Origin of the sequence: Actinokineospora xionganensis (assembly GCF_014323725.1) — a bacterium.
Classification (GTDB): Bacteria; Actinomycetota; Actinomycetes; order Mycobacteriales; family Pseudonocardiaceae; genus Actinokineospora; species Actinokineospora xionganensis.
This window is the reverse complement of sequence record NZ_JABVED010000018.1, coordinates 40353-65549: the sequence shown is the minus strand read 5'-3', so window position 1 is coordinate 65549 and position 25197 is coordinate 40353. Positions and strand designations below refer to the sequence as shown.

Below are 25197 nucleotides of genomic sequence, written 5' to 3'. Positions count from 1 at the left end.
GCACCGGTGTACAACTCACCGGTGATCCCCGAAGAACTCGACCTCGCCGACGACGCCACCGCGACCGCCGTGCACGCCGTCGGCCTGCGCTCCTACCGGGTCGAAGCCGACCTGATCGGGTTCGACGGCATCCCGCCGCTGCACGAGTCCCTTGCGGACATGCGCGCGCAACCACTGCGCTGGCTGGGCTGCCGGGCCGATGGCGTTCCGGTCGCCTTCGTCGCATGGCGGCAGGACGGCACCGACACCATCGACATCGACCGGCTGTGTGTGGACCCGTCCTGGTTCCGCCGCGGCCTGGCGACGACCCTGTTGCGCGCGCTGCTCGACCGCACCGAAGGCGACGTCACCGTCTCCACCGGAGCCGAGAACACACCAGCGGTATCGCTCTACCAGCGCGCCGGGTTCCTCCGCACCGGCACCGCCGAACCCGCGCCGGGCCTTGAGATCGCCACTTTCCGGCTACAGCGCGGGTGAGCGGCCCTCGTACGGGGTGGACAGCACCACCGTCGTGCGGGTCGACACCTTCGCCGCCTCACGGATCTTGCGCAGCAGCTCCTCGAGCCCCGCGGGCGAGGCGACCCGCACGAGGAGCACGTAGGAGTGGTCGCCCGCGACCGAGTAGCACGACTCGATCTCGCTGATGTGCACGAGTCGCTGCGGGTAGTCGTCGGGGGCGGCCGGGTCGATCGGTGTCAGCGAGATCAACGCGGTCAGTGGCAGCCCGATCGCCTCGGCGTCCAGCCGCGCCGAGTAGCCGCGGATCACCGCGCGCTGCTCCAGCCTGCGGACCCGCTGGTGCACCGCGGACACACTGAGCCCGACCCGCTCGGCGAGGTCGGTGAAGCTGCACCGCCCGTCGGCGGACAACTCGCGGACGATGGCCTTGTCGATCGGTTCCAACACGTTCTCAGCACTCATGCGGGAAGCACCACCAGGTCGTGCGGGCGGGTGTTGACCGGCTCGACGCCGTCGGCGGTGACGACCACGATGTCCTCGATCCGCGCGCCCCAGCGGCCCGGCTGGTAGATGCCCGGCTCGACGCTGAACGCCATGCCTTCCTCCAGCACCAGCGGATTCCCCGCGACGATGTACGGGTGCTCGTGCACGTCGAGGCCGATGCCATGGCCGGTGCGGTGGATGAAGAACTCCCCGAACCCGGCCCCGGCGATGATCTCGCGGCACACGGCGTCGACCTGCTCGGCGGTCACGCCCGGCCGGATGAACTCCACTGCGGCCCGCTGCGCCCGCTGCAGGACCGCGTACGTCTCGCGCACATCGGCATCCCGCGGCTCGCCGACCGCGTAGGTGCGGGTGCTGTCGGAGTTGTAGCCCTCGGCGATCGGACCGCCGATGTCGACCACGACGACGTCACCGGCCTCGATCACCCGGTCGGACAGGTCGTGGTGCGGGCTGGCGCCGTTGGGGCCGGACCCGACGATGACGAACTCGGCCGCCACATGCCCCTCTTCGATGATGGCGGCGGCGATGTCCGCGCCCACCTCGCGCTCGGTGCGGCCCGCGCGCAGCCACTCGCCCATCCGGGCGTGCACCCGGTCGATCGCCGCGCCCGCTTTGCGCAGCGCGTCGACCTCTGCGGCGTCCTTGCGCATCCGCAACTCGCCGACGACCGGCCCGGCCAGCACCTGCCGCGCGCCCGGGAGGGCGTCGCGCAGCGCCAGCACGTGCAGCGCGGGCAGCACGTCACCGACGGCGACCTGCCCGGCGTCGCCGAGGAGCCCGGCGACCAGCGCGTACGGGTCTTCCCCGTCGACCCAGGTCGCGACCCGCACGCCGAGGGCGTCGGCAGGCGCGTCGGCGTAGCCGGGGGCCTCCAGTTTCGGCACCACCAGCACGGCCTCGCCCGGGGTCACGACAAGGCAGCTCAGCCGCTCGAACGACGACCCGGTGGCGCCGAGCAGGTAGGCCAGGTCCGTGCCCGGCGCGATCACCAAGGCGTCGACGCCGACTGCGGCCGCGGCCGCGCGGGCCTTGTCGAGACGGGCCCGCAAGAGCGCGGGGTCAAGGGAGAGGGCGGTGGTCGACATGATCTGCAGCCTAGTCCTGTGTGGCCTACGGGGTCGCCGCGGAGACCGGCACCGGGCCGGGCGCGGGTACCGGCCGCGCGTCCATTTCCCGCCACACCGGGAACACCGCCGGGCACACCGTCACCGCCAGGTAGGCCACACCCACCGCGACCAGGGTCGGCCCCAGCCCGGCCGCCTCGACCGCCACCCCCGCGACGACCGCGCCCACGGGGCCGCCGAACAACACGGCGGCCGTGGTCACGCCGGTGACCATCGGGCGCACGTCGTCGGGGACGCGCGCGAACTGGACCACGCCGAGGATCGGGTTGATCGCGCCGCACAGCACGCCGGCGGCACCCATCACCAGCAGGATCACCGTCAGGCCGGGGTCGGCCGCCATCACCAGGAACCGCGGGCCGCCCACGACGAGGAACGCCACGGTGTAGGTGATCCGCCGCGGCAGCCGCGCCCCGACCCACGCGTACAGCGCGGTCCCCACCATCGCCGCGCCGCCGAACACCCCGGAGATCAGTCCCAAAGCGACACTGCTGTGCAGGACATCGTTGGCGTAGACGGGAATCAGCACCGCCGACGCGGCCATGTCCAACATGTTCGTCACCATGACCATCAGCAGGATCGCCACCATCAGCCGGTCTCCGCGCAGGTATGCGAACCCACGCCGCAGCCGCCCGAAGTAGCTGCCCTCAACCGCCTCGCCGGCGCCCACGTCGGGCACGGCGAGCCGGATCAGCACCGCGGAGACGAGGAACGTGACCGCGTCGACGTAGAGCACCCGCTGCGGTCCGAGGACGGCGATCAGCACGCCCGCCAGCGGCGCGCCGACCATCTTCGCGCCCCGGCTGACCCCGTCGTAGGCGCTCAGCACGCGGGTGGCGCCCGCGCCCGACAGCGTGATCAACGACGCCATCATCGACCAGCGGGCTGTCTCCCCCGGCGTCCTGGTGAGACCGAGCAGGCCCGCCAAGGCCAGCAGGAGCGCGAATGGCAGTCCCGCGGTGGCGAACAGCAGCGGGATCAGGGCCACGACGACCGCCGCCGCCAGGTCGGAGACGACGCTGCTGCGCCGCCTGCCGAGCCGGTCGATCACCGGCCCGCCCGCCAGCGCGGCGACGACCGCGCCCGCCACCTCGACGCCGACGACCAGGCCGGTGCGGGCCGGGCTGCCGGTGGTCTGCAGGACGAACCACGGCACGGCCAGGAACGTCATCGTCGTGCCGCACACCGACAGCGCGTTGGCCGCGAGCAGCGCGACGACCGGGGACCGGCTCACTGCTCGGCCTCGATCGGGAAGGCCTGGAACTGCACGGCGAACGCCTGGTCGCCCTCGGCCGCCGGACGGCGGTAGCGCTCCACCACCGTCTCGATCTCGGCCAAGAACCGCTGTGCCTCCTCGGCGCCCATCGGCAGCAGCCAGTCCGACATCGACGAGGTGTGCCGCCACGGCTCGTCCCAGGTGTGCCGGGACCGGACGAACCCGACGGCGCGGTCGCGGTACCCGTCCAGGATGTTGCTCATGTACGCCACGAGGGCGTCCCGCACCTCCGGGTCGTCCTCGGGCAGGGAACGCTCCCGCAACTCGGTGTGGTCCTGCGCGGCCCGCCACCAGCGTTCGCGGCGGTTTCCGCGCTCGGTGTCCTCCTCGATGAACCCGGCGTCGGCGAGTTGCCGCAGGTGCCAGCTGGTCGTCCCGGAGCTCTCCCCCAGCCGCTGCGCCAGTCCGGAGGCCGTCGCCGGGCCGTGGGTGCGCAGCAGCCCCAGGAGGCGGACGCGCATCGGGTGGGCGAGGACCTTCAGGCCCTCGACGTTCATGTGGTGATAAGTCGGCTGCCCCATGTCCCCGATCATAGATTGCAGAGGATTCTTTGCAAAGAAGTCTCTGCGATCGTTTTGTGGCAGGCTTGGCCCTCGTGAGCGGACCCCTCGTGCTGTTGGACTCGGCAGGGCTGTACTTCCGGTCCTTCTACGCCCTCCCCGAGTCGATGACCTCCCCCGACGGCGTTCCCGTCAACGCGGTGCGCGGCTTCGCCGGGATGGTCGCCCAGATCATCACCGAACGCCGCCCGGCGCGGCTGGTGGCGTGTCTCGACGCAGATTGGCGTCCGGCCTTCCGGGTCGCGGCCATCCCCAGCTACAAGGCGCAGCGGGTGGCCGACCCGGTCAACAACATCGAGGAGGTCCCGGACACCCTCACCCCGCAGGTTCCGATCATCATCGAGCTGCTCGACGCGATGGGCCTGTGCATGGCCCAGGCGATCGGCTATGAGGCCGACGACGTCATCGGCACCCTCGCCGACCGCGAGACCGACGCACCGGTGGAGATCATCACGGGCGACCGCGACCTGTTCCAGTGCGTCCGCGACGAGCCCACTCCCACCCGGGTGATCTACGTGGGCCGCGGCTGGTCGAAGGCCGAGGTCCTCGGTCCGCTCGAACTCGCCCAGCGCTACGGCCTGCCCCCACGCGGCGACGCCTACGCCGACATGGCCGTCCTGCGCGGCGACCCGTCCGACGGCCTGCCCGGCATCGCGGGTATCGGCGAGAAGACGGCGGCGAAGCTGATCACCAAGTTCGGCTCGCTCGCCGCCCTGGTGGCCGCGGCCGCCGACCCCTCCAGCGACGTCCCCCCGCGGGTGCGAACGGCCTTCGTCGCCGACGCCAAGTATCTCGCCGCCGCCCCAAAGGTCGTCGCCGTCGCCACCGACGCCCCACTCGACATCCGCGGCGAACAGAAGATGCCGACGGAAATCGCCGATCTGGAACGAGTTCGGGAACTACAGGAGCGCTGGGATCTCGGCGCCCCCGTCGACCGACTGATCGCCGCGATCACCGGATCCCGCTGACCGCGACGACCGGCGACCACGACGGCAGCCGGTCGAGCGTGCGGACCCGCTCTCCCAGTGCCTGGCCGACTGGTCAGGCGTGGCGTCAAGGATGGCGGCGGGCGAAAAGGATCGCTTGCCGAACTCGCTCATCCGGGTCGAGCAGCCAGTGGGCCTCGACCTCAAACCCGGCGTCGCGCAGCCAGGATGCCACCTTGTCCGGTTGACGGCGGTGGACATGGACCTTCATCGGGTGGCCACCATAACCCTCGGTCTTCAACCGCGACACGTCCCCGACGTGAAACCCGAGCTGCAGCGGTCCGCCTGGACGCAACACTCGGTGGAAGTGCGCGAAGACTGTCGGCACCTCGTCGTCGGGGAGGTGGATCAACGACCACCAGGCGAGCACGCCTGCCACCGAGGCGTCACCGAGGTGCAGGTCCGTCATCGAGCCCACCTCGAACCGCAAGCCGGGGTACTCGCGTCGGGCCACGTCGATCATCCCTGGGGAGAGATCGATGCCGAAGGCGTCGACACCAAGTCCGCGCAGGTGGGCGGTGACGTGTCCGGGGCCGCAGCCGACGTCCGCCACCGGCCCGTCGCCTGCGGCCCGCACCCGATCGGCGAACAACGCCAGAGCGGCGCGCAGGTATAGGTCACCGGCGATGGCGTCGCGCATTTGGTCGGTATAGCTGACCGCGACCGTGTCGTAAGAGGTTCGGGTGTCGGCCAACCAGTCGTCCGTGGTCACGATCGACACGATATTCATGATCGTGATCTCGTGGGCCGCCGCCGCCGCGCGACCGGAGCAGAGATCAGTGACGCCCGCCAGGCAACCCGGAAACAGCTCGGGCGCGTGACCGGCTTGCGGTCACGCGCCCGAGAGCGAAAATCCGGGGACTACTTGTCGCTCGGTGGAGCGACCTCGTACTCGCCGTTCTCGTTGCGGACGGTGATGTTCACCGTGCGCTTCTCACCGGCGATGGTGGCCTCACAGGTGAACTGGCTGTCCTTCTTGACCGCCTTGCCCTCCGGGCAGCTCACCGACTCGACCTTGTCGATGTTGTACTTGTCGGTCAGGATCGACTTCACGCCCTCCTGCATGGCGGCCTGGTCGAAGACCTTGGTGACGAGGAAGCCGGGCTTGAAGAAGCCCGTCACCGCGAACGCGCCCGCCGCGAGCACGACAAGGACCACGACGATCCACAGCCCCGTGCTGCTCTTCTTCTTAGGCGCACCGGGGTAGCCACCGGGCGGCGGGTAACCACCCGGCTGCTGCTGCCCGTAGGGCTGCTGCTGCTGTTGCTGGGGATACCCACCCATCGGGTACTGCTGCGTCGGCTGCGGCTGCTGGCCATAGGCCTGCTGCTGCTCGCCACCTGGCGCGCCGTACGGCTGCTGTTCACCGCCGGGCTGGCCGTATGGCTGCTGCCCGTAAGGCTGCTGCTGCGGGTACCCACCGCCCTGTGCGGGGAACCCGCCAGAGGGAGTCCCGGGTGGTGTCGGACCACCACTGTAGGGCTGCTGCGGCTGCCCCCACTGCTGCGGATCATTCCCACCGGACGGCCCGTAAGGGCTGCTCATGTCTCGCCTCCGCCTGAATCGAGGTCACGCGCCCAATGCCCGAACATCGAACACCTCTGGCGCGATCCAACCACAGCCCGCCAGTCAACCCCAGCCTGGCCGACGGCGTGTTCACCACACCGCAATCACCGAAGCCATGATCACACCATGACCTGACCGACGGATGGTGGACGGGTTCTCGTTGCCGGGTGCCGAAGAGGGTGGCTCTGTCGGCCCTCTCACGTTCGAGGCCCGGCCCCTGCGTCAGAAGCTCCGGCCACCTTCGAGCACGTCGGCGCCCCTGTCACCTCGCCCAACACGGCCACTCGCGTCAAACAGTCGCCAGAGCCACGACGCCTCGGCGGATTGCCTTCACTGCTTCGCGGGCCGTCGCGCCCACCGGGTCGCCTTCGCCCATCACGTCGCGGACTTGGTCCAGTAGGTCGATCACCTGGCGGCACCAGCGGACGAAGTCGCCCGCGGAGAGTTCCTGGCCCGCCGAGTCCGCGGCCGTGATGACCTTCTCCAGCGATTCGCCCCGGACCCAGCGATACACCGTCCAGGCGAAGCCCGGGTCGGGTTGGCGGGTCTTCTCCAGCCGGTGGTGGCGTTCGTCGCCCTCCAGCTCCGCCCACAGTTGGGCCGTCGCCTTCAAAGCGTCCTCGACGGCGCCGCCGGGCACTCGGGCCTCGATCGGGCCGTCGCGGCGGGCCTCGAAGACCAGCGACGACACCACGGCCGCCAGTTCGGCCGGGTTCAGCCTGTCCCACACGCCGTGGCGCAGGCATTCCGCGGCCAGCAGGTCCGACTCGCTGTAGAGGCGGGCCAGGCGCTTGCCGTGTTCGGTCACCACCTGTTCGCCCTGCTTCTCACCGGTTCCAGGCGCCAGGTAGCCGCGGTCCACCAGGAGGCCGCGGATCCGGTCGAAGGCCCGGGCCAGGGAGTGGGTGGTCGCCGCGACCTTGCGTTCCACCTGCTCGGTCTCGGAAAGCAACCTCTGGTACCGCTCGGCCCAGCGGGCGTGGTTCTCCCGGTCGTCGCAGCCGTGGCAGGGGTGGGCGCGCAGCGCGCGGCGTGCCGCCGCCAGGTCGGCGTCGTCGTCGACTCCGGTGCGACGTCGGGCCCTCGGGGGCAACTCGATCCCGGCGGCGCGCAGGGTCGAGGCCAGGTCGCGGCGCGATCGCGGGGAGCGCACATCGACCTGCTTGGGCAGCCGGACCCGGCCGAGCACCGTCACGGGGTTCGGGAAGTCCGACACCGACAGCCTGCCCGCCCACCTGTCCTCGGTCACGACCAGCGGCCGGGGCTCACCCATCGAGTCGAGACCTGGATCGATCACGATCGCCAGCCCCGACCGGCGACCCGCGGGCACCGCGATCACATCGCCCTTGCGCAGCTGCTCCAGCGAGTGCGCCGCCTCGTTCCGGCGGGCCGCGCTGTTCTGCCGCGACAGGGCCTTCTCCCGGTCGGAGATCTGCTTGCGCAGCGCCGCGTACTGGGTGAAATCGCCCAGGTGGCACGTCATCGACGCGGCATACCCGGCCAGGGCATCGCGGTTGCGCTCGACTCGCCGCGACAGGCCCACCACCGACCGGTCGGCCTGGAACTGGGCGAACGACTGCTCGAGGATCTCGCGGGCCTGCACCGCGCCCATCCGGTCGACCAGGTTGACCGCCATGTTGTAGCCCGGGCGGAACGACGACTTCAGTGGGTACGTCCGGGTGGAGGCGAGGCCTGCCACCTGCTTCGGGTCGAGACCCGGCTGCCACACGACGACCGCGTGGCCCTCGATGTCGATCCCGCGGCGGCCCGCGCGGCCGGTGAGCTGCGTGTACTCGCCCGGGGTCAGCTCGACATGCGCCTCGCCGTTGTACTTGACCAGCTTCTCCAGCACCACCGTGCGGGCGGGCATGTTGATGCCCAGCGCCAGCGTCTCGGTCGCGAAGACCGCCTTGACCAGGCCGCGCAGGAACAGTTCCTCCACGGTCTCCTTGAACGCGGGCAGCATGCCCGCGTGGTGCCCGGCGAAACCGCGCTCCAACGCCTCTTTCCACTCCCAGAACCCGAGCACCGTCAGGTCGGCGTCGGGCAGGTCACGGGTCTTCGAGTCGACGATCCGCCGCACCTCGGCGATCTCGTCCTCGGAGTTGAGCCGCAGCCCCGACCGCACGCACTGCGACACGGCCGCCTCGCAGCCCGCGCGGCTGAACACGAACACGATCGCGGGCAGCAGACCTTGCGAGTCCAGCCGCTCGACGACCTCGACCCTGGACGGCGGCTTGAACCTTGGCCCCCCGTTGCCGCCCGAACCGCGACCGCCACGCGCGCGCGGCCCGCGCCATGGCGTGTGGAAGCGGCCGATCTCATCGGCTCGGCGCACCAGTTCGGGGTTGATCCGCAGTTCGACGCCGCTGGGCTCGGTGCCCGCGAACAGGTCGAGCATCCGGTTGCCGACCAGCATGTGCTGCCACAGCGGCACCGGGCGGTGCTCGTCGACGACGACGGCTGTGTCGCCGCGCACCGCCACGAGCCACTCGCCGAACTCCTCGGCGTTGGACACCGTGGCCGACAGCGACACCAAGTTCACCCATTCGGGCAGGTGCAGGATCACTTCCTCCCACACCGCCCCGCGGAACCTGTCGGCCAGGTAGTGGACCTCGTCCATCACCACATAGCCGAGCCCCTCCAACGCCCCGGACCGCGCATAGAGCATGTTGCGCAGCACCTCGGTGGTCATCACGACCACCGGCGCGTTGCCGTTCACCGACGTGTCGCCGGTCAGCAGACCGACCGACTTCGGCCCGTAGCGGGCGGTCAGGTCGGCGAACTTCTGGTTCGACAGCGCCTTGATCGGCGTGGTGTAGAAGCATTTGCGGCCCTCGGACAGGGCCAGATGGACCGCGAACTCGCCGACCACCGTCTTGCCCGCGCCCGTGGGGGCGCACAGCAGGACACCGTGGCCCTCCTCCAACGCGGCACACGCGTCGGTCTGGAACGGGTCGAGTTCGAAGGACAGCTCGGCGGCGAACTCAGCCAGTTTCGGGCTGCGCGCGCGACGCCGGGAGGCGGCGAACGCCTCGGCTGGGGTGCGGGATGAGCTTGCGGACACAACGCAAGGCTTTCACATCCCACCGACAGGCGTCGCCCGTTATCCACAGGGCACGCCGCGGGCACTCAGCCGACGATCTCCAGGGCGCCGGGCACGCACTCGACGGCCCGCGGCAGCGGACCAATGCGCTCACCGTCGGCATACGCGACCCAGCCGTTGTCTCCGCCGACGGAAACGCGGCGCGCGCGCAGGATGCGCACCGCCGGGTGCGCCACGTGCTTGCCGGTGCGCAGGCTAGGCAGGATCCGGATGAGGTCGAGGCGCGAGGCCTTCCCCACGATGGTCACGTCCAGCAGCCCGTCCGCCGGGTCGGCGTCGGGGCACACCGGGATCCCGCCGCCGTAGTACGCCGTGTTGCCCACCGCCACCAGCGTCGCTTCCAGCTCGACGCGGCCATCCTCGGTGTCGAGCACCAGCGGCTTGGGCCGCAGCGCCGCCAGTTCGGCCAGGATCGCCAAGTCGTAGCGGCGCGGCCCGTGCGGCCACCGCATCCGGTTGACCCGCTCGTTGACCGCCGAGTCGAACCCGGCGCACAGGACGCTGGCGAACCACTCGTCGCCGACCCGCCCGAGGTCGATCCGCCTGCGCCTGCCCGCGCCGATCGCCTCGACCAGCGCGTCGGCCGCGGAAAGGGACTCCATCGGGAATCCGAGGGCGCGCACGAGGTCGTTGCCGGTTCCCGCGGGCACCACCGCCAGCGGCACGTCGTGCTCGGCGCAGAACTGGACACCCTGGTGCGCGGACCCGTCGCCGCCCAGGACGACGAGCAGGTCCAGACCGGCGTCACGGGCCCGGACCATCAGCGCGCGGGACTCCGCCACCGAGTTCGCCTCGACCATCGTCAGGTGGTCGACCACCGAGCGGAGCTTCTCCGCGACCGCGCTGCAAGCCCGGCCCGCCGCACCATGTCCGGAAGCAGGATGAACCGCCAGCGCCGCCCGAATGCCCACGTGTTCTCCCGCGCCCAAAACCTGGCCCGGGTGGTCAGGTCACGTCGTCGAAGTCCTTGCCCAGCTTCGCCACCGGCGCGCTCGGCTCGACCGGCTCGGGAGCGTAGTTCATCGGCGTTGCCTCGTCGTCGCTCAGGTTCGCCGTCAGGTCGGCGGCTTCGCGCTTCGCCGCGCGCCTGTCGTGGATCCGGGTGATCTGCACGGCGAGTTCGAACAGCAGCCACATCGCCGCGGCCAGCACCACCATCGAGATCGGGTCGGTGCCCGGCGTCGCGAACGCCGCGAAGACGAACAGCCCGAACACGATGCCCCGCCGCCAGCGCCTCAGGTTCGCGTACGGCAGCATCCCGACCTGGTTGAGCATGACGATCAGCAGCGGCAGCTCGAAGCTCACGCCGAAGATCAGCAGCATCACCAGGACGAACGAGATGTACGACCCGGCGTCCAACGCGGTGATGAACGCGGTTCCGCCGAACCCGACGAGCACGTCCAAGCCCTGCGGGATGACGACGAAGGCGAGCACCGCGCCCGCGGCGAACAGGATCGACGCGAAGATCACGAAGGTGAACGCGAACCGGCGTTCCTTCGCGTAGAGGCCCGGGGTGATGAACGCCCACAGCTGGTAGAGCCACAGCGGCGCCGAGACGACCATGCCCGCCGCGATGCCGACCTTGAACCGCACCATGAAGCCCTCGAAGGGCTGGCGCTGGAACAGCTGGCACTGTCCGTTGGGCGAGAACCGGGCGTCCGCGGGCAGCGCGCAGTACGGCTGGAGCAGGATTTTGCTCAGCGACGGGATGGGACCGAGGTGGACATCCCACCAGATGAAGCCGAAGATGCCGCCGACCACGATGAACAACAGGCCGAGACCGAGCCGGTTGCGCAGGTCGTAGAGGTGGTCCTTCAGGGACATGGTGCCGTCGGGGTTGTGCCGACGGTTGCGGATCTTCCGCTTCTCGCGACGGCTTCCCTCCCGGCGGGGCGTATCACGCACCACCGTGCGAACCGATCCTCTCAGCTCGCGTTCTTGTGCGGCTGGCTCTTGTCGAGCTTGCTCTGCAGTTCATCGATCTGCTTCTGGAGCTGCTCGGGAGTCTGCTGAGGCGTGGCGGCGGGCAGCTGCTGCTGCGGCTCCGGCTTCACGTCTGCGGCAGCCGTCGACTCGGCTTCCTTCTCGTCAGCGCGCATGCCCTTGGTCTCCGCCTTGATGATGCGCATCGACTGTCCGAGCGAGCGTGCCATCGCTGGCATCTTCTTCGCACCGAACAGCAGAATGATCACCACAGCGATGATGAGGATTTCCCACGGTCCTAGCGGCACGGCCGTCCTCCTGTCTCACTTCGCCCTGTAGATGCTACGCGCCCGGCGGACCGCTTCCGATCGGCCAAAGCGACGCGCAAGGCAGCCGAACGGGCCCTCAGCAGGCCCGACCCGTCGTCGAACGTCGACTTGGCGGTTCCGATAACGGTCCGCACCCGACCCAGCCCACGGACAACGCGGACCAGAAAGAACCCCAACAGCGCCAGCCCCAGCAGAGCCAGCGCCGCACTAGGCAAGTACGGCACGGGCCAACCCTACCGGGTGGCGAATCGGCGACGGCGCACAACAGCCGGCCATCAGGTGTCCGCCAGGTGATGATCCATCAGCCGCAGGGCCGCCACGGCCCGCGCGCGCAGTTCCTGGGCCAGTTCCGCCGGGCGCTCGACCTTGACCTCGCCACCCAGTCCGAGGAGCAGCCGCACCATCCACGACGTGTCGGCGTAGCGCATCGTGACCCGCAGCCTGCCGCCGTCGAGTTCCTCGATGTCCTCCACCGGGTAGTACTCAGACACCCAGCGCGCGTCCGGTTCCAGCACCAGGCGCGCGACCGACTGGTCGGGGGCCGGGCGGAACAGACCGGTCGAGACGTCCGTCGGCCGCGCGTAGGGCGGCGGGGCGGCGGGCTCGTCGAGGACCTCGACCTCGTCGATGCGGTCGAGCCGGAACAGCCGAACCGCCTCGGCCCGCCTGCACCAGGCCTCCAGGTAGCCGCGACCCTCGACGATCAGCACCCGCATCGGGTCGACGGTGCGCTCGGAGATCTCGTCCTTGGAGGCCGTGTAGTACGTCATGCGCAGCGCGTGGCCCGCCTTGAGAGCGGACTGGACGGTCTCGCGGACCTTGACCGTCTCCGCGGCTTCCCGCACGCCGAGGCCGACCGCGACCCCTGCGGGCTGCGCCTGGCCTGCGGCCATCTCGATCTTCGCGACGGTCCGCCGGATCGCGTCCGCGTCGGCCACGCCCGGGGTGTCGGCGAGCGCGCGCAGGGCCACGAGCAGCGCCGTCGCCTCGGCGCCGGTGAGGCGCAGCGGCCTGCTCATGCCCGCGTCGAAGGTGACGGTGACCGTGTCCTCGTCGAACGAGATGTCGATCAGGTCGCCGGGCCCGTAGCCGGGCAGCCCGCACATCCAGAGGAGTTCGAGGTCTTTGCGCAGCTGCTTAGGCGTCACGTCGAAGTCGGCGGCGGCCTCGTCGATCGGGATGCCCGGGCGCGCGATCAGATACGGCACCAGCGCCAGCAGCCGCGGCAGCCGGTCTTGCGAAGCCGTCACAGCACGTCCCCCTCGGCGACAGCGACCAAGCGCTCCCGCACCGACTTGGCCAGCACTTCGGGTTCGAGCACGAGGACGTCGGCGCCGTACCCGGCGAGCCACCCGGCGGCCGTGTCCGGCCAGCGCAGCTCGAGTTCGAGGATGTCCCCGGCTGTCCCGCGGATGTCCCGCTCCCCCACGACCTTCGCCCGTCGGCGCACACCGGCGGCGCGACCGGAGGCCGCCCAGACCCGCACGGTCGACACCGAGGAGACCTCGCCGCCGGTGGTGGCGACGAACTGCATGAGATCGACGTTCTCGGGCCTGCGGACCTGCCCGGCCTTACCGATCTTGCGCACCTCGCCGACGATCCGGGAGAGGCGGAAGCAGCGGGGCGCGTCGCGGTCGCGGTCATGGCCGACGACGTACCAGCGGCCCCGCCACGAGACGACGCCCCAGGGTTCGAGCGTCCGCTCGCGCAACTCGGCTGGCGAGGGCCTGCGGTAGTCGAAGGACACGACCTGCCCGGCCCGCACCGCCGCCAGCAGCGGGGTGAACGCGGGCTCGGAGGTGCGCACCTTCGACTCGACGATCGCGGGCGCGGCCTGGTCGACGTCGACCCCGGCGGCGCGCAGCTTGAGCAGGGCGCCGTGGGCCGCCCCCGTCAGCTCGGGGGAGTCCCAGAGCCGCACGGCGAGCGCCACGGCGGCGGCCTCGTCGGGCTCCAGGTCGATCTCGCCCAGCTCGTAGTCCCGCCGCGCGATCCGGTAGCCGTCCACAGTGTCGAACACCGAGTTCCGGCCCACCTCCAGCGGGATCCCCAGGTCTCGCAACTCCGTCTTGTCCCGCTCGAAAGTGCGGAAGAACGCGTCGTCGGAAGGCGCGTCGGCGTAGCCGGGGACGATCCCCCGGATCCGCTCGGCGCTGAGGTACTGGCGGGTCGAGAGCAGGCACAGCACCAGGTTGACCAGTCGTTCGGCGCGTGCAACAGACACCCGCGCACCATAACGCGCCCACGGCCAGCGGGTTCACCCAACACACCGAACACCCGTGCGATCGGCTCTGCTACCACTCCCCCGAACGCCCAGGGTCCTCTGCTCCCTCAGCAGCCCCAGTGAACTGGATCACAAGCGGGCTCGGACGGTCACACCGCAGGAGGGCTGTGCCGTCTTCGCGGCGAGAACACCGAGAAAGGACTGCCCATGCAGCGCATCCAGTTGGAGAAGGTCGCGCCCGAGGCTCACCGCAAGGTGGTCGACCTGTTCCTCTACAGCCAGGCGAACATCGAGACCCCACTGCTCAACCTGATCATGCTGCGGGCCTCGGTGGTCAACGGCTGCGCCTACTGCGTCGACATGCACACCCGGGACGCCCTCAAGGCGGGCGAGTCGGTGCAGCGGTTGTTCGCGGTGTCGGTGTGGAAGGAGTCGCCGTTCTTCAGCGAAGTGGAGCGGGCCGCGCTGGCGTTGACCGACGCCGTGACGCTCATCGGCCAGGATGGCGTCTCCGACGAGGTGTGGGACGACGCGCGGGCGATCTGGTCGGAGAAGGGGGTGGCGGATCTCGTGATGGCCATCGTCATGATCAACGCCTTCAACCGGATCGCGGCGAGCACCCGCAAGACGCCGGTTCCAGCCCGACTGACGGGACACGTGTGACCACTTCGCTCGACACAGGATTCGAGCAGCATCGGCCGGTGCTGCTCGGCATCGGCTACCGCATGCTCGGCTCGTTCGCCGACGCCGAGGACGTCGTCCAGGACGCGTGGATCCGGTGGGCGGGAGTCGATCACGAGACGGTCGAGAACCCCCGGCGACTCCTGGTGACCATCGTGTCCCGGCTCGCGATCGACCGGATGCGGCTGGCGCACCGCAAGCGCGAGACCTACGTCGGCCCCTGGCTGCCCGAGCCGGTCCGCACCGACCGCGAGGAACTTGGTCCGGCGGACACCGCCCAGCAGCGCGACACGCTGTCGCTGGCGACGCTGCGGCTGATGGAGCGCCTCTCGGCGCCGGAACGCGCCGTGTTCGTGCTGCGGGAGGCCTTCGAGCTGCCCTACGAGGAGATCGGCGAGGTCCTGCACCTCACCGCCGCGAACGCGCGGCAACTGCACCGGCGCGCGGGCGCGCGGCTCACCGCCGACCGCGAGCGGTTCGCCGCCGACCCGGGCAGCCACCGCGAGTTGGTCGACCGGTTCGTCGAGGCCGCCCGCACCGGCGACCGGGACGCGCTGCAGGAGCTCTTCGCCCAGGACGTGACGCTGTGGACCGACGGCGGCGGCAGGTCCCGCGCCGCGCTGCGCCCGGTGCGCGACGCCGACCGGGTCGCACGTTTCCTCACGGGAGTGCTGGCCAAGTACGACGAGATCGACCTGACGGTCATCGAGGTCAACGGGCTGGCGGCGATGGTGCTGATCCTCGGCGAGTACCGCCAGGTGATCTCCCTGGAGACCGCCGACGGCCTGGTCACCGGGGTGCAGATGGTGAGCAACCCGGACAAGATCCGCCGAGCTCTCAGGTGATGGCCCCACCGTTGTCGCGGAACAGCGGGTTACGTCGGAACGAGAACAGCGCGTAGCCGCACAGCAGGACGAACCCCGCCGTGCCGCCGAACGCGAGCAGGCGCAGACCAGCGGACATCGGTGACGCCGTCGCGGCCAGGACGACCGACAGCACCGTGGTCCCCAGACCCGTGCCACACAACAGTCCGGTGGCCAGGTGGTAGGCGGGTCGGGAATGCAGGTTCCGCTTCCAGCGGTTGCGGCCGCGCACCCAGCTCTCCCAGTGCAGCACGTCCGCCGCAGGCAGGTCCGACTCACCCGCCACGGCGTCGGGTGTACCCAGCTGCGCGTTGATCTTCTTCTCCAGGTCCCAGAGGAACCATCTGGCGCGGCCGAGGCGCTGCACCTCGCCCCACCAGACGAACCAGATGAAGACCAGGACCAGCGGCGCGAGACCCAGGATCCCGGTGCGCAGCGCGATGTTCGACCAACTCGTCAGCAGCCCGGTGTAGATCACCGCGATCGCGGCCAGCCCGTAGTTCATCACCGCCTGCTGGGTCGTCACGGCGGCGACCAGCTCGGAGCGGATCGAGTTGTATTCGTGCTGCATGAAGACCAGCCGCGCCTGGTCCCGCTGCGCGGCCAGGTCCGCCACCACGGGCCCGGGCGGCAGGGCGGGTTTGCGTGGTCGCCAGAACGTCATCTGGGCTCACCGCCTATCCCCATACGATCAACGCTACGGATTCAGCGGCTGGTCATGGCGCGTTTTGGTGAAATTCGTCCCGGGTGAGCCGCCACCGGACGTCCACCCCGTCCTCGCCCGACGTGATCGGCTCCTGGGGCGGCGACGTGCGGGAGATCTCCGTGAACCCCAGCTTGCGCGGGATGGCCTCGCTACGGACGTTGGCCGTGTCGTGGACGATGTCGACGAACTCGATTCCCGGAAGCTCGAACGCCGCCTTGACCAGCAGGGACGTCGACTCGGTCGCGGCGCCGATGCCGACGTGGGCCGGGTGCAGCCAGTAGCCGATCTCCAGGCCGCCCTCGCCGACGCGCGACATCAGGCCGATCCGACCGGCGATCTTGCCGCCGACGGTGATCGCGTAGGTGAACTCGGTGCCCGCCTCCCACTTCGCCTCGGTCTCGGCGACGTGCTCGCGCACGGAGTCGGGGTCGAACTCACCCGCCGCCCAAGCCATCCAAGGCCGCAGGTGGGGTACTGCCTCCTCCACCACGCGCACGAGGGCCTCGACCTCGTCCGGTCGCAGGCGGCGCAGGACTACGACGTCGCCGGTGAGCATGGGCGAGGGGCGGATCATGCCGAAATCGTCCGGCACGATCCGCCCCTCGGCCAAACCATTTACAGCGAGGCGATCAGGCGTTCCACACGTTCGTCGACCGCGCGGAACGGGTCCTTGCACAGCACGGTGCGCTGCGCCTGGTCGTTGAGCTTGAGGTGGACCCAGTCGACGGTGAAGTCGCGGCCCGCCTGCTGGGCGGCGGCGATGAAGTCGCCGCGCAGCTTGGCCCGCGTGGTCTGCGGCGGGGTGTCCTTGGCGGCCTCGATCTCGCCGTCGTCGGTCACCCTGGCCACCAGGTCCTTGCGCTGCAGCAGGTCGAAGATGCCCCGGCCGCGACGAATGTCGTGGTAGGCCAGGTCGAGTTGGGCGATGCGGGCGCTGGACAGGTCGAGGTTGTGCTTGGCCTGGTAGCGCTCGAGCAGCCGGTGCTTGATCGCCCAGTCGATCTCGCGGTCGATCCGGGTGAGGTCCTGGGCCTCGACCGCGTCGAGCACCTTGCCCCACATGTCGACCACGCGCTGCGCCAGCGGGTCCGGCGAGCGGCGGGCGACGTGCTCGACCGCCTTGGAGTAGTACTCGCGCTGGATGTCGAGCGCCGAGGCCTCGCGGCCACCCGCGAGTCGGACCAGCCTGCGGCCGGTGAGGTCGTGGCTGATCTCGCGGATGGCGCGGATCGGGTTGTCGAGGCTGAAGTCCCGGAACTGGACGCCGTCCTCGATCATCTCCAGCACCAGGTTGGCGGTGCCGACCTTGAGCAGCGTGGTCGACTCGGACATGTTGGAGTCGCCGACGATGACGTGCAGGCGCCGGTAGCGCTCGGCGTCGGCGTGCGGCTCGTCGCGGGTGTTGATGATCGGGCGGGACCTGGTGGTGGCGCTGGAGACGCCCTCCCAGATGTGCTCCGCGCGCTGCGAGAGGCAGTACACGGCGCCGCGAGGGGTCTGCAGGACCTTGCCCGCGCCGCAGATCAGCTGGCGGGTGACGAGGAACGGCAGGAGCACGTCGGCGATCCGGGAGAACTCGCCTGCCCGGGTGACCAGGAAGTTCTCGTGGCAACCGTAGGAGTTGCCCGCGGAGTCGGTGTTGTTCTTGAACAGGAAGATGTCGCCGCCGATGCCCTCATCGGCGAGGCGGCGTTCGGCGTCGACGAGCAGGTCCTCGAGGATCCGCTCTCCGGCCTTGTCGTGGGTGACCAGTTGGACCAGGTCGTCGCACTCCGCCGTGGCGTACTCGGGGTGCGAACCGACATCCAGGTAGAGGCGTGACCCATTGCGCAGGAAGACGTTCGAGGAACGGCCCCACGACACCACGCGCCGAAACAAGTACCGCGCGACCTCGTCCGGGGACAGCCTGCGCTGCCCGTGGAACGTACAGGTCACGCCGAATTCGGTCTCGATTCCGAAGATCCGCCGCTGCATTCCCTAAGCCTAGGCGCAAAGACCGACAAGGACCGAGCGCCGTTCGGGGAAGGTCCACAAATTGTGTCGTCGACCTTCGGTAACCCAGTGTTCATCTGAGACGGACCGTCAAGCGGAGCACTGCGCCGTCCTGTTGAATCAAGGATCATGTTGGGACGAATCCGCCACCACTCCGTCCGCGGGGTCAACCAGGTCGACCAGGCGCTGGTCAGGCAAGTCGCGGGGCTGCCGCACACCCGCACCGATGTAGGCCTCAAGCGACTGTCGACCTCGGCGAACCACGGGAAGCTGTGGTTCGCGGTCGCCGCGGTCCTGGCGGTCGCGAAGGGCCCCACGCGGCGGGCCGCGGTGCGCGGCGTCGGCTCGATCGCGTTCGCCAGCGTCTCGGCGAACCTGGTCGCCAAGAACGTCTTCCCCCGCAGGCGGCCCGCCGCCGAGTTGCTCCCGACCTACCGCCGCCTGGTCAAGCGCCCGACCAGCTCGTCCTTCCCGTCCGGGCACGCCGCGTCGGCGGTCGCGTTCACCACGGCCGTCGCGATGGAGAGCCCGCGCACGGCCGTGGCGTTGGCGCCGCTGGCGGGCGCGGTGGCGTACTCGCGGGTGCACACCGGGGTGCACTGGCCCAGCGACATCGTCGCGGGCGCGGCGATCGGGGTCGGCGCGGCGTACGCGGTGCGGCACTGGTGGCCGGTGGCGGAGCAGGGGCCCGCGCACACCGCCCACGAGGCCAAGGTGGAGCCGCTCGGGGACGGCGAGGGGCTGTTGGTTCTGGTCAACCCGCATTCGGGGCTCGGTGAGGACCCGACCGACGAACTGCGCCTGCGCTGGCCGAAGGCCACGGTGGTCAACCCGGTCGCGGGCGCCGATCTCATCGAGGACCTCTCCGACCAGGTCAAGAAGTCGACCGAGGAAGTTCGCGCGCTCGGCGTCGCCGGTGGTGACGGGACCGTCGCCGCTGTCGCCGCGGTCGCCGCGGAGTTCGGTCTGCCGCTGGTGCTGATCCCCTCGGGCACGCTCAACCACTTCGCCCGTGACATCGGCGTGGAGACCGCGGACGACGCAGGGGACGCCGTCCGCGAGGGTCGAGGTGTGGAGATCGACCTCGCCGGGGTCAAGATCATCGAGCGCGGTGGCGGCGAGCGACACCGGTGGTTTGTCAACACCGCGAGTGTCGGCGGCTACCCGGAGATGGTGCGGATCCGGGAGAAGCTCGAAAGCAAGGGCTGGCCGAAGTGGCCCGCGGGCGCGGTGGCGATGGCCCGCACGCTGCGCCGCGCGCAGCCCATCCGGATGGCGCTCGACGGGCGGCCGCACCTGGTGTGGTGGCTGTTCGTGGGCAACGGGACGTACGACCCGAAGGGCTTCGCGCCGACCCGTCGGCCCGCGTTGGACACCGGCCTGCTCGATGTCCGATACCTGCGGGCCGACGTGCCGTTCTCCCGCGCGCGGTTCGTCCTCGCGACGGTGACCCGGACCCTGCACGCCAGCCACGTCTACCGCGAACTCGACGTGCCGCGGCTGCGGGTCGACCTGCTCGACGGCCACCGCCGGGTCGCCACCGACGGCGAGGTCGGCCCGCTGGCGAACCGGTTCGAGTTCGAATCACGACCCCGGGCGCTGTGCGTCTACAGGTAACGTCGCCCCCGTGGCGATCGTGACCGACCTGAAGTGCTTCCCCATCAAGGGATGCGCGGGCGTCCCCCTGGCGGACGCGCTGATGACGTCCGCCGGCCTGGCGCATGACCGGACGTTCATGGTCATCGGCGAGGACGGGGTGTTCCGCAGCCAGCGCCGCTCCCCCAGGCTGGCCGTCATCGAGCCGTCGGTGAGCGCGGCGGGCGACCGGATCACCCTGCGGGCCCCGGGCTTCACGCCGGTCGACGTCGAGGTCGACCTGACCCGACCGCGGCGGGACCTCACCATGTTCGGCGACCCGTACCGGGGCATCGACCTCGGCGGTGAGGCGGCGGCGTGGCTCAGCGAGGTCCTGGGCGAGCGGGTGCGCCTGGTGCGGGTGCCGCCGGAGCACGACCGGGTGACCGACGGCCAGGTCCCCGGCACCTCGGGCTACGCGGACAGCTCCGCCGTGCACCTGCTGAGCCGCTCGACGCTGGCCGAGCTGAACACGCGACTGGTGGCCGCGGGCGCCGACCCGATGCCGCTCGACCGCTTCCGGGCCAACCTCGTCATCGACGGCTGGGCGGAGCCGTCCACCGAGGACCGGGTGCGGCGGGTGCGGATCGGCGACTGCGATCTCGGGTACACCAAGCTCGCGATCCGCTGCGTGGTCACCACCGTGGACCAGGAGGCGGGGACCAAGGCCGGGCCGGAACCCCTGCGGACCCTGGCCGCCTACCGCCGGGCCGCCGCCGGCGGGGTCTCCTTCGGCGCGAAGTTCTCCGTCCTGCGCACCGGCAAACTCTCCGTCGGCGACGCGCTGACCGTCGACACGTGGGGCGAGTCGGAGTTCTGAAGGGTCAGTGGCGGACAGCCCTGGTGGCTCCGTCGGCCGGAGAGTCCTTGTGCTCGGCCCACCAGGCCGCGAACAGCGGGTTGGTGTCGACCAGCTTGGAGTAGGCCTCCAGCAGCGACGTCGGCGCCTGCTCGGCCGCGCCCGCCAGGGTGCTCTCCTCATGCCAGATCAGGACGATCTCATGGCGGAGCGGGGTGCCCGCGATGTTGCGGATCACCAGCCCGTTGCCCTCGCGCGCGACCGGCTTGGCGAGGGTCACCGCGCCTGCCTGGACCAGGGCGCGGGTGGTGGTCGAGTCGGAGACCTGGTGCTTGATCTTCGGGGTGAACCCGCTTCCCGCGCACGCGCGAAGCAGCGCGAGCTGCTCGGGGACCTCGCCGACCGGGGGCAGGACCCAGTTCTCGTCGGCGAGCTCGCGCAGGTCGATGTCGCCGACACCTGCCAGGCGGTGGGTCTCGGACAGGGCCACGAACATGGGCGCGCTGAGCATCACCCGGCTGTGCAGCTGCGCGGGCAGCGGTGTGCGGAAACCGGGGTTCTCCTCCAGCACGGCGAAGTCGAGCTTGCCGTCGAGGACCTTGCGGGCCAGCTCCACCGGGTTGGAATCGATGTCGATGGACGTCTCGGCGTTGCCGAGGCGCTCGGCGATGGCGGTGGCGAACAGCGGGACGATGAGGCCGGGCGGGCCGCCGACGCGGATCATCCCCGCGACCGTCACCGCCTGGGTGCGCTGCTTGATCCCGGCCATGAGCTCGTCGACGTCGGTGAGGACGAGCCGGGCCGCGGACAGGACGTAGCTGCCCAGGTCGGTCGGCACGACGCCGGTGCCCGAGCGGGCGAACAGCAGGCCGCCCACCCGGCGCTCGAGGCGTTGCAGCTGGGCGGTCAGCGCGGGTTGCGAAACCCCGAGTTGAACGGCGGCCTTGGACAGGCTGCCCGCGTCCGCGACAGCGATGATGACTCGAAGATGGCGAAGTTCCAGCTCGTGCACACCAAAGTTATGCCCTCTGGCGCGGCGTTATGCAAATCCCAGACCGCCTGGTGGGAGGGACCCCACAATTCTTGGGAGCGGCGTGTAGAAACAGGTCTGGCGACGTCTACCCAGACGTCGCCAGACCTGTTTATCACTCAACTATTGGTCACCGTGGCACGGCCAGGTAGTGCTGACCGCGCCACGGTCGCTTTTCTCGCTACGACACGGTCACTGCCGTGTCATCCACCGCGAACGTCGTCTGCAGCGTGACGTCCTCGTTCATCAGCCACCTGAGCCGGATCGTCTGCCCCTTGTAGGCCGACAGGTCGTACGTCTTCTGGACGTAGGACGTGCTCTTGTTCAGGTTGGACACGGTGCCGAGGGTGCTCAGCACGCTGCCGGAGCTGTTGAGGACCTGCAGCTGCAACTTGTCGTACGCCGTGTAGGCGGTCGTCTCCGCGGTGTCGATCCGGACCCAGTAGGAGACGCTCGCGCTCGTGGCGGAGGCCGGGATGCTCACCTGCTGGTACAGGTTCTCCGTGGTGGTCCGGCCGTTGCCGCCGAAATACGCCCACCAGGAACCGCCGTGCGTCGGACGCGCGGTGGAAGACGTGATCACGCCCGTGGTTCCGCTCCAGCCGGTGGTGCCGGACTCGAAGCCGGGGTTGGCCAGCAGCTGGTTGGGCTGCGTCGTGGCGGTGACGGTCCAGGTGAAGGCGGTGTTGCCGCTGCCACCCTTGCCGTCGGTGACGGTGACGGTCACGTTGGACGTGCCCGCCACGGTCGGCGTTCCGGCGATGAGGCCGTTGCTCGCGCCGATGCTCAGACCGGTCGGCAGACCCGACGCCGCGTAGGTCAGCGGGTCGTTGTTCGCGTCGGTGGCCTGGATCTGCAGGTTCACCGCGGTGTTGATCTGCGTGGTCTTGTTGCCGGGGTTGGTCACGACCGGGTTGGCGTTGGTGTCGCCGCCGGTGCCGAAGGTGCCGTCGACGACCAGGGCGAACTTCTGCGGCCCGGACGGGACGTTGTGGCCGCGGACCCGAACGGTCCACTCACCCGCGGCGGCGTTCTGGATGAAGACGTTCTCCAGGTTGTTGCGACGGTCCGCGGTGCCGCCGGTGTTCGACCAGCCACCCGCGAAGACGTTGCCCCGGTGGACGGTGCCGGTCGGCGAGACGACCTCGAGGTCGAGGTCGTTGACCAGGGTGACCGCCGCGTTGACGGCCGCTTCCTTGTCGGAGTACGCCATCGTGACCTTCAGCGGCTGACCCGCCTGGACGGTGTACTTGGTCTCGGAGACCCCGCCGGTGGCCAGGCCCGTGGTGGCCTCGTCGACGAACTTCGCGGTACCCGCGGTGGCCTTGTCCAGGTTCACCATGCCCCAGCCCTCGTGCATGTTCGGCACGGGCAGGTCGTTGTCGTTGACGCCGTCCTCGTTCTCGTCGAGGAGGTCGGTCGCGGAGTTGATCAGGGTGCCCTTGACCAGCGCCGCGGTGGCGTTGACCGAGTGCTTCTTGCTGTAGAAGTCGCGGACCACGGTGGCGCCACCGGCGGCCAGCGGGTTCGACATCGACGTGCCGCTGAAGTACTTGTAGTCGTCGTTCAGCGGGAACCCGTAGCCGTCGTTCTGCGGCTTGCCGTTCTTCGGGTTGTTCGCGGCGGCGCCGTCGTACTGCTGCTGGTGCTTGTCCGAGTAACCGGACAGGATCCAGGAGCCGGGTGCCACGATGTCGGGCTTGATCCGGCCGTCGTCGGTCGGGCCGCGGCTGGAGAAGGCGGTCACCTGCTGCGGGTTACCGGTCTGCGAGTCGGACTTGATCGGCTCGGCCGGGTAGTCGTTGGGCCACCAGTCACCCCAGCTGGGAATGACGTTGACGCCGTTGACGTCCTTGCAGGTGCGGTTGTTGAAGGTCGCCTGCTCCTTGGCGGTCTGCGCCTGGTAGGTCAGGGTCGAGTCGCAGGGCGACTGGGCCTTGCCGTTCTCCGAGGCGCCGACCGTCAGGACGTTCTTGGCCGTGGCCGGGGCGCCGATGGAGTCGTTGTCGATGACACCGTCGCTGTTGGCGTCGGTGCCCGAGTTGCCCGCACTGAAGGTGATCAGCATGTCGCGGTGGGTGTTGATGAACTTGTCCGCACCCTGCGAGGTGTCGGTGTAGCTGCCGTTCGCGTCCGAGCCCCACGAGTTGGCGTGGATCCGGGCGCCGTCGTCGTAGGCCTGCTGGAACAGCGTGGTGAGGTCGTCGGGCAGACCCAGCAGGTAGTACCCGTCCGCGTACTGCGCGGCGCAGTTGCCCGTCATGTCGACGTAGTCCTCGACGGCCTGGAAGACCAGCCGGGCGCCGTAGGCGGCGGCCTTGCCGGTGCCGTCGGCCATGCCGTCGCCGACGACGGAGACCGCGACGTGCGTGCCGTGGCCGCTGTCGACGTCGACGGCGCCGTCGGGCTGGACGTCATAGCACCCGATCGCGTCGGCGCCCGCCCAGGCGCGCACGGCCTGGATGCGGGTCGCCGGGATGTCCGGGTGGGCGGTGGCGGCGGTGCCGCCACCAAGGCCGGTGTCGGCGACCGCGACGGTCTGCGAGGAACCGTCGTAACCGCGGGCGTTGGCCTGCGCGCCCCGCATGATGGTGCCCGCGGCGTGCTCGTTGTGCTTCTCGTGGACGCGGAACTTGTCGATGAACGACACGTCCTCGATGCCCGCGATCTGGCTGGCCTGACCGGGCTCGGCCGCGACGAGCAGCGTGCCGTCGGACTGCTTGGTGACGACGGCGCCGGTGCCCTCGGCGGCGCGGCGGACCGCGGTCAGGTCGACACCGTTCTCGGCGCGCACCTTGTAGATGCCTGCCTTGCCCTCGTCGATCTTCGCCTTGGCTTCCTGCGTGACCTTCCACGCCGACTGGAAGCGACCCACGTAGTGCACGCCTGCCAGCTTGCTCGCGCGCTGCGCCTGGCCCGGGTTCATCCGGACCTTGAACGCGTTGTCGGGGATGTACTCGACGATCGTCGCGCCCAGGGCGGTCAGGCCTGCCTTCCAGTCCTCGCGGACCGGGCCCTGGAACTGGACGAGGTAGCTGCCGCGCTCGCTCGTACCGAGCGTCCGGGCCTCAAGTCCATGCGGGACGGCGGCCAGTGAGCTGGTCAAGAACTCACCTGTCACCAGACGGATGGGAGCTTCTGCGGGGGATGCGGCGTTGGCGAGTCCGGGGACTGCGATAGCGGCACCGACCAGCACTGTCGAGACAGCGAGCGTGACGGCCCGTCGTCTCCGTGTGGCACCGAACATGGGTTGTCCTCACGAATGCAGGGGTTGGGACACGACCCTTCCGGCCTGCGGACGCCTAGCCCTCACTTGGCATCCACGATCCTCACGATCGCCGGCCGGAAATTGGTCGTTGAGGGACTATGACTCGCCAAATACCGGTTCGGCCTATCCCGGAAGCCCATAACATGCGCGTGAACAGGGGTTATCGCGT

At 70.1% G+C, this 25197-nt stretch carries 24 protein-coding genes; 6 read left to right on the top strand and 18 right to left on the bottom strand.

Annotation, left to right across the window (positions count from 1 at the left end; genetic code table 11):
• Window positions 1-21: 21 nt before the first annotated feature.
• On the top strand, window positions 22-477 hold the full coding sequence (locus GPZ80_RS26105; RefSeq protein ID WP_222719876.1) for a GNAT family N-acetyltransferase: 456 nt from the start codon (window positions 22-24) through the stop codon (window positions 475-477).
• On the opposite strand, the gene GPZ80_RS26100 is transcribed toward GPZ80_RS26105, so the two are convergent.
• The 4 genes from GPZ80_RS26100 to GPZ80_RS26085 are packed head-to-tail and all read right to left on the bottom strand — an operon-like array spanning window position 463 to window position 3881.
• Window positions 463-921, bottom strand: coding sequence for an Lrp/AsnC family transcriptional regulator (locus GPZ80_RS26100; RefSeq protein ID WP_091369930.1), 459 nt, complete (start codon window positions 919-921; stop codon window positions 463-465). The two genes, GPZ80_RS26105 and GPZ80_RS26100, sit on opposite strands and share 15 nt — an antisense overlap.
• Entirely contained in the window at window positions 918-2048 is a 1131-nt protein-coding gene (locus GPZ80_RS26095; protein ID WP_187223738.1) for a M24 family metallopeptidase, read from the bottom strand. The genes GPZ80_RS26100 and GPZ80_RS26095 overlap by 4 nt, the downstream gene beginning before the upstream one ends.
• A gap of 25 nt (window positions 2049-2073) precedes the next feature.
• Complete coding sequence (locus GPZ80_RS26090; protein ID WP_187223737.1) at window positions 2074-3318, bottom strand: MFS transporter; 1245 nt, start codon at window positions 3316-3318, stop codon at window positions 2074-2076.
• Complete coding sequence (locus GPZ80_RS26085; RefSeq protein WP_187223736.1) at window positions 3315-3881, bottom strand: ArsR/SmtB family transcription factor; 567 nt, start codon at window positions 3879-3881, stop codon at window positions 3315-3317. Before GPZ80_RS26085 ends, GPZ80_RS26090 begins: the two co-directional genes overlap by 4 nt.
• A 74-nt stretch (window positions 3882-3955) precedes the next feature.
• On the opposite strand from GPZ80_RS26085, the gene GPZ80_RS26080 reads away from it, so the two are divergent.
• The gene (locus GPZ80_RS26080; protein WP_187223735.1) at window positions 3956-4888 is read left to right on the top strand and encodes a 5'-3' exonuclease; all 933 of its coding nucleotides are present in this window, start codon (window positions 3956-3958) and stop codon (window positions 4886-4888) included.
• Between the two features lie 85 nt (window positions 4889-4973).
• Here GPZ80_RS26080 and GPZ80_RS26075 read toward each other — a convergent pair whose 3' ends face one another.
• The 9 genes from GPZ80_RS26075 to GPZ80_RS26035 all read right to left on the bottom strand — a co-directional run bounded on the left by GPZ80_RS26075 (window position 4974) and on the right by GPZ80_RS26035 (window position 14054).
• Complete coding sequence (locus GPZ80_RS26075; protein ID WP_222719875.1) at window positions 4974-5636, bottom strand: class I SAM-dependent DNA methyltransferase; 663 nt, start codon at window positions 5634-5636, stop codon at window positions 4974-4976.
• Between the two features lie 131 nt (window positions 5637-5767).
• The gene (locus tag GPZ80_RS26070; protein WP_187223733.1) at window positions 5768-6451 is read right to left on the bottom strand and encodes a DUF4333 domain-containing protein; all 684 of its coding nucleotides are present in this window, start codon (window positions 6449-6451) and stop codon (window positions 5768-5770) included.
• A 310-nt stretch (window positions 6452-6761) separates the two neighbouring features.
• Window positions 6762-9539 (bottom strand): DEAD/DEAH box helicase, encoded by a 2778-nt coding sequence (locus GPZ80_RS26065; RefSeq protein WP_187223732.1) that lies wholly within the window; start codon window positions 9537-9539, stop codon window positions 6762-6764.
• 65 nt (window positions 9540-9604) lie between these two features.
• Window positions 9605-10489 (bottom strand): diacylglycerol/lipid kinase family protein, encoded by an 885-nt coding sequence (locus GPZ80_RS26060; protein ID WP_187223731.1) that lies wholly within the window; start codon window positions 10487-10489, stop codon window positions 9605-9607.
• 34 nt (window positions 10490-10523) lie between these two features.
• Entirely contained in the window at window positions 10524-11483 is a 960-nt protein-coding gene (tatC, locus tag GPZ80_RS26055; protein ID WP_376771720.1) for a twin-arginine translocase subunit TatC, read from the bottom strand.
• 20 nt (window positions 11484-11503) lie between these two features.
• A complete protein-coding gene (gene tatA / locus GPZ80_RS26050; RefSeq protein ID WP_187223730.1) occupies window positions 11504-11809 on the bottom strand; it encodes a Sec-independent protein translocase subunit TatA in 306 nt (101 codons plus the stop codon).
• Entirely contained in the window at window positions 11800-12054 is a 255-nt protein-coding gene (locus GPZ80_RS26045; RefSeq protein ID WP_187223729.1) for a bacteriophage holin, read from the bottom strand. Before GPZ80_RS26045 ends, tatA begins: the two co-directional genes overlap by 10 nt.
• A gap of 51 nt (window positions 12055-12105) precedes the next feature.
• Entirely contained in the window at window positions 12106-13080 is a 975-nt protein-coding gene (locus tag GPZ80_RS26040) for a helix-turn-helix transcriptional regulator (RefSeq protein ID WP_187223728.1), read from the bottom strand.
• Window positions 13077-14054 carry a helix-turn-helix transcriptional regulator gene (locus tag GPZ80_RS26035; RefSeq protein WP_187223727.1) on the bottom strand — a complete coding sequence of 326 codons (978 nt, stop codon included), beginning with the start codon at window positions 14052-14054 and terminating at the stop codon, window positions 13077-13079. The genes GPZ80_RS26040 and GPZ80_RS26035 overlap by 4 nt, the downstream gene beginning before the upstream one ends.
• A gap of 207 nt (window positions 14055-14261) precedes the next feature.
• Here GPZ80_RS26035 and GPZ80_RS26030 point away from each other — a divergent pair, with 207 nt between their 5' ends.
• Both GPZ80_RS26030 and sigJ read left to right on the top strand, forming a co-directional pair.
• Complete coding sequence (locus tag GPZ80_RS26030; protein WP_187223726.1) at window positions 14262-14717, top strand: carboxymuconolactone decarboxylase family protein; 456 nt, start codon at window positions 14262-14264, stop codon at window positions 14715-14717.
• On the top strand, window positions 14714-15580 hold the full coding sequence (gene sigJ / locus GPZ80_RS26025; protein WP_187223725.1) for an RNA polymerase sigma factor SigJ: 867 nt from the start codon (window positions 14714-14716) through the stop codon (window positions 15578-15580). The genes GPZ80_RS26030 and sigJ overlap by 4 nt, the downstream gene beginning before the upstream one ends.
• Here sigJ and GPZ80_RS26020 read toward each other — a convergent pair.
• From GPZ80_RS26020 to pafA, 3 genes are read right to left on the bottom strand one after another with little or no spacing between them, the layout of a single operon-like run.
• Window positions 15573-16262, bottom strand: a complete 690-nt coding sequence (locus GPZ80_RS26020; RefSeq protein WP_187223724.1) for a hypothetical protein — start codon at window positions 16260-16262, stop codon at window positions 15573-15575. The two genes, sigJ and GPZ80_RS26020, sit on opposite strands and share 8 nt — an antisense overlap.
• A gap of 52 nt (window positions 16263-16314) precedes the next feature.
• Entirely contained in the window at window positions 16315-16896 is a 582-nt protein-coding gene (locus tag GPZ80_RS26015) for a GNAT family N-acetyltransferase (RefSeq protein WP_312880580.1), read from the bottom strand.
• A 23-nt stretch (window positions 16897-16919) separates the two neighbouring features.
• Window positions 16920-18278, bottom strand: coding sequence for a Pup--protein ligase (gene pafA / locus GPZ80_RS26010; protein WP_187223723.1), 1359 nt, complete (start codon window positions 18276-18278; stop codon window positions 16920-16922).
• A 147-nt stretch (window positions 18279-18425) separates the two neighbouring features.
• Between pafA and GPZ80_RS26005 the strand changes: the two genes are divergently transcribed.
• Window positions 18426-19913: a bifunctional phosphatase PAP2/diacylglycerol kinase family protein gene (locus GPZ80_RS26005; protein ID WP_187223722.1), complete on the top strand. Its 1488-nt coding sequence runs from the start codon at window positions 18426-18428 to the stop codon at window positions 19911-19913.
• A gap of 10 nt (window positions 19914-19923) precedes the next feature.
• Window positions 19924-20751 carry an MOSC domain-containing protein gene (locus GPZ80_RS26000; protein ID WP_187223721.1) on the top strand — a complete coding sequence of 276 codons (828 nt, stop codon included), beginning with the start codon at window positions 19924-19926 and terminating at the stop codon, window positions 20749-20751.
• 4 nt (window positions 20752-20755) lie between these two features.
• Here the strand turns inward: GPZ80_RS26000 and GPZ80_RS25995 are convergent, their stop codons facing one another.
• Together GPZ80_RS25995 and GPZ80_RS33495 are read right to left on the bottom strand one after the other, a co-directional pair.
• Window positions 20756-21742 (bottom strand): LysR family transcriptional regulator, encoded by a 987-nt coding sequence (locus GPZ80_RS25995; protein ID WP_187223720.1) that lies wholly within the window; start codon window positions 21740-21742, stop codon window positions 20756-20758.
• Between the two features lie 199 nt (window positions 21743-21941).
• Window positions 21942-24866, bottom strand: coding sequence for a S8 family serine peptidase (locus GPZ80_RS33495; protein ID WP_187223719.1), 2925 nt, complete (start codon window positions 24864-24866; stop codon window positions 21942-21944).
• Between the last annotated feature and the right edge of the window lie 331 nt (window positions 24867-25197).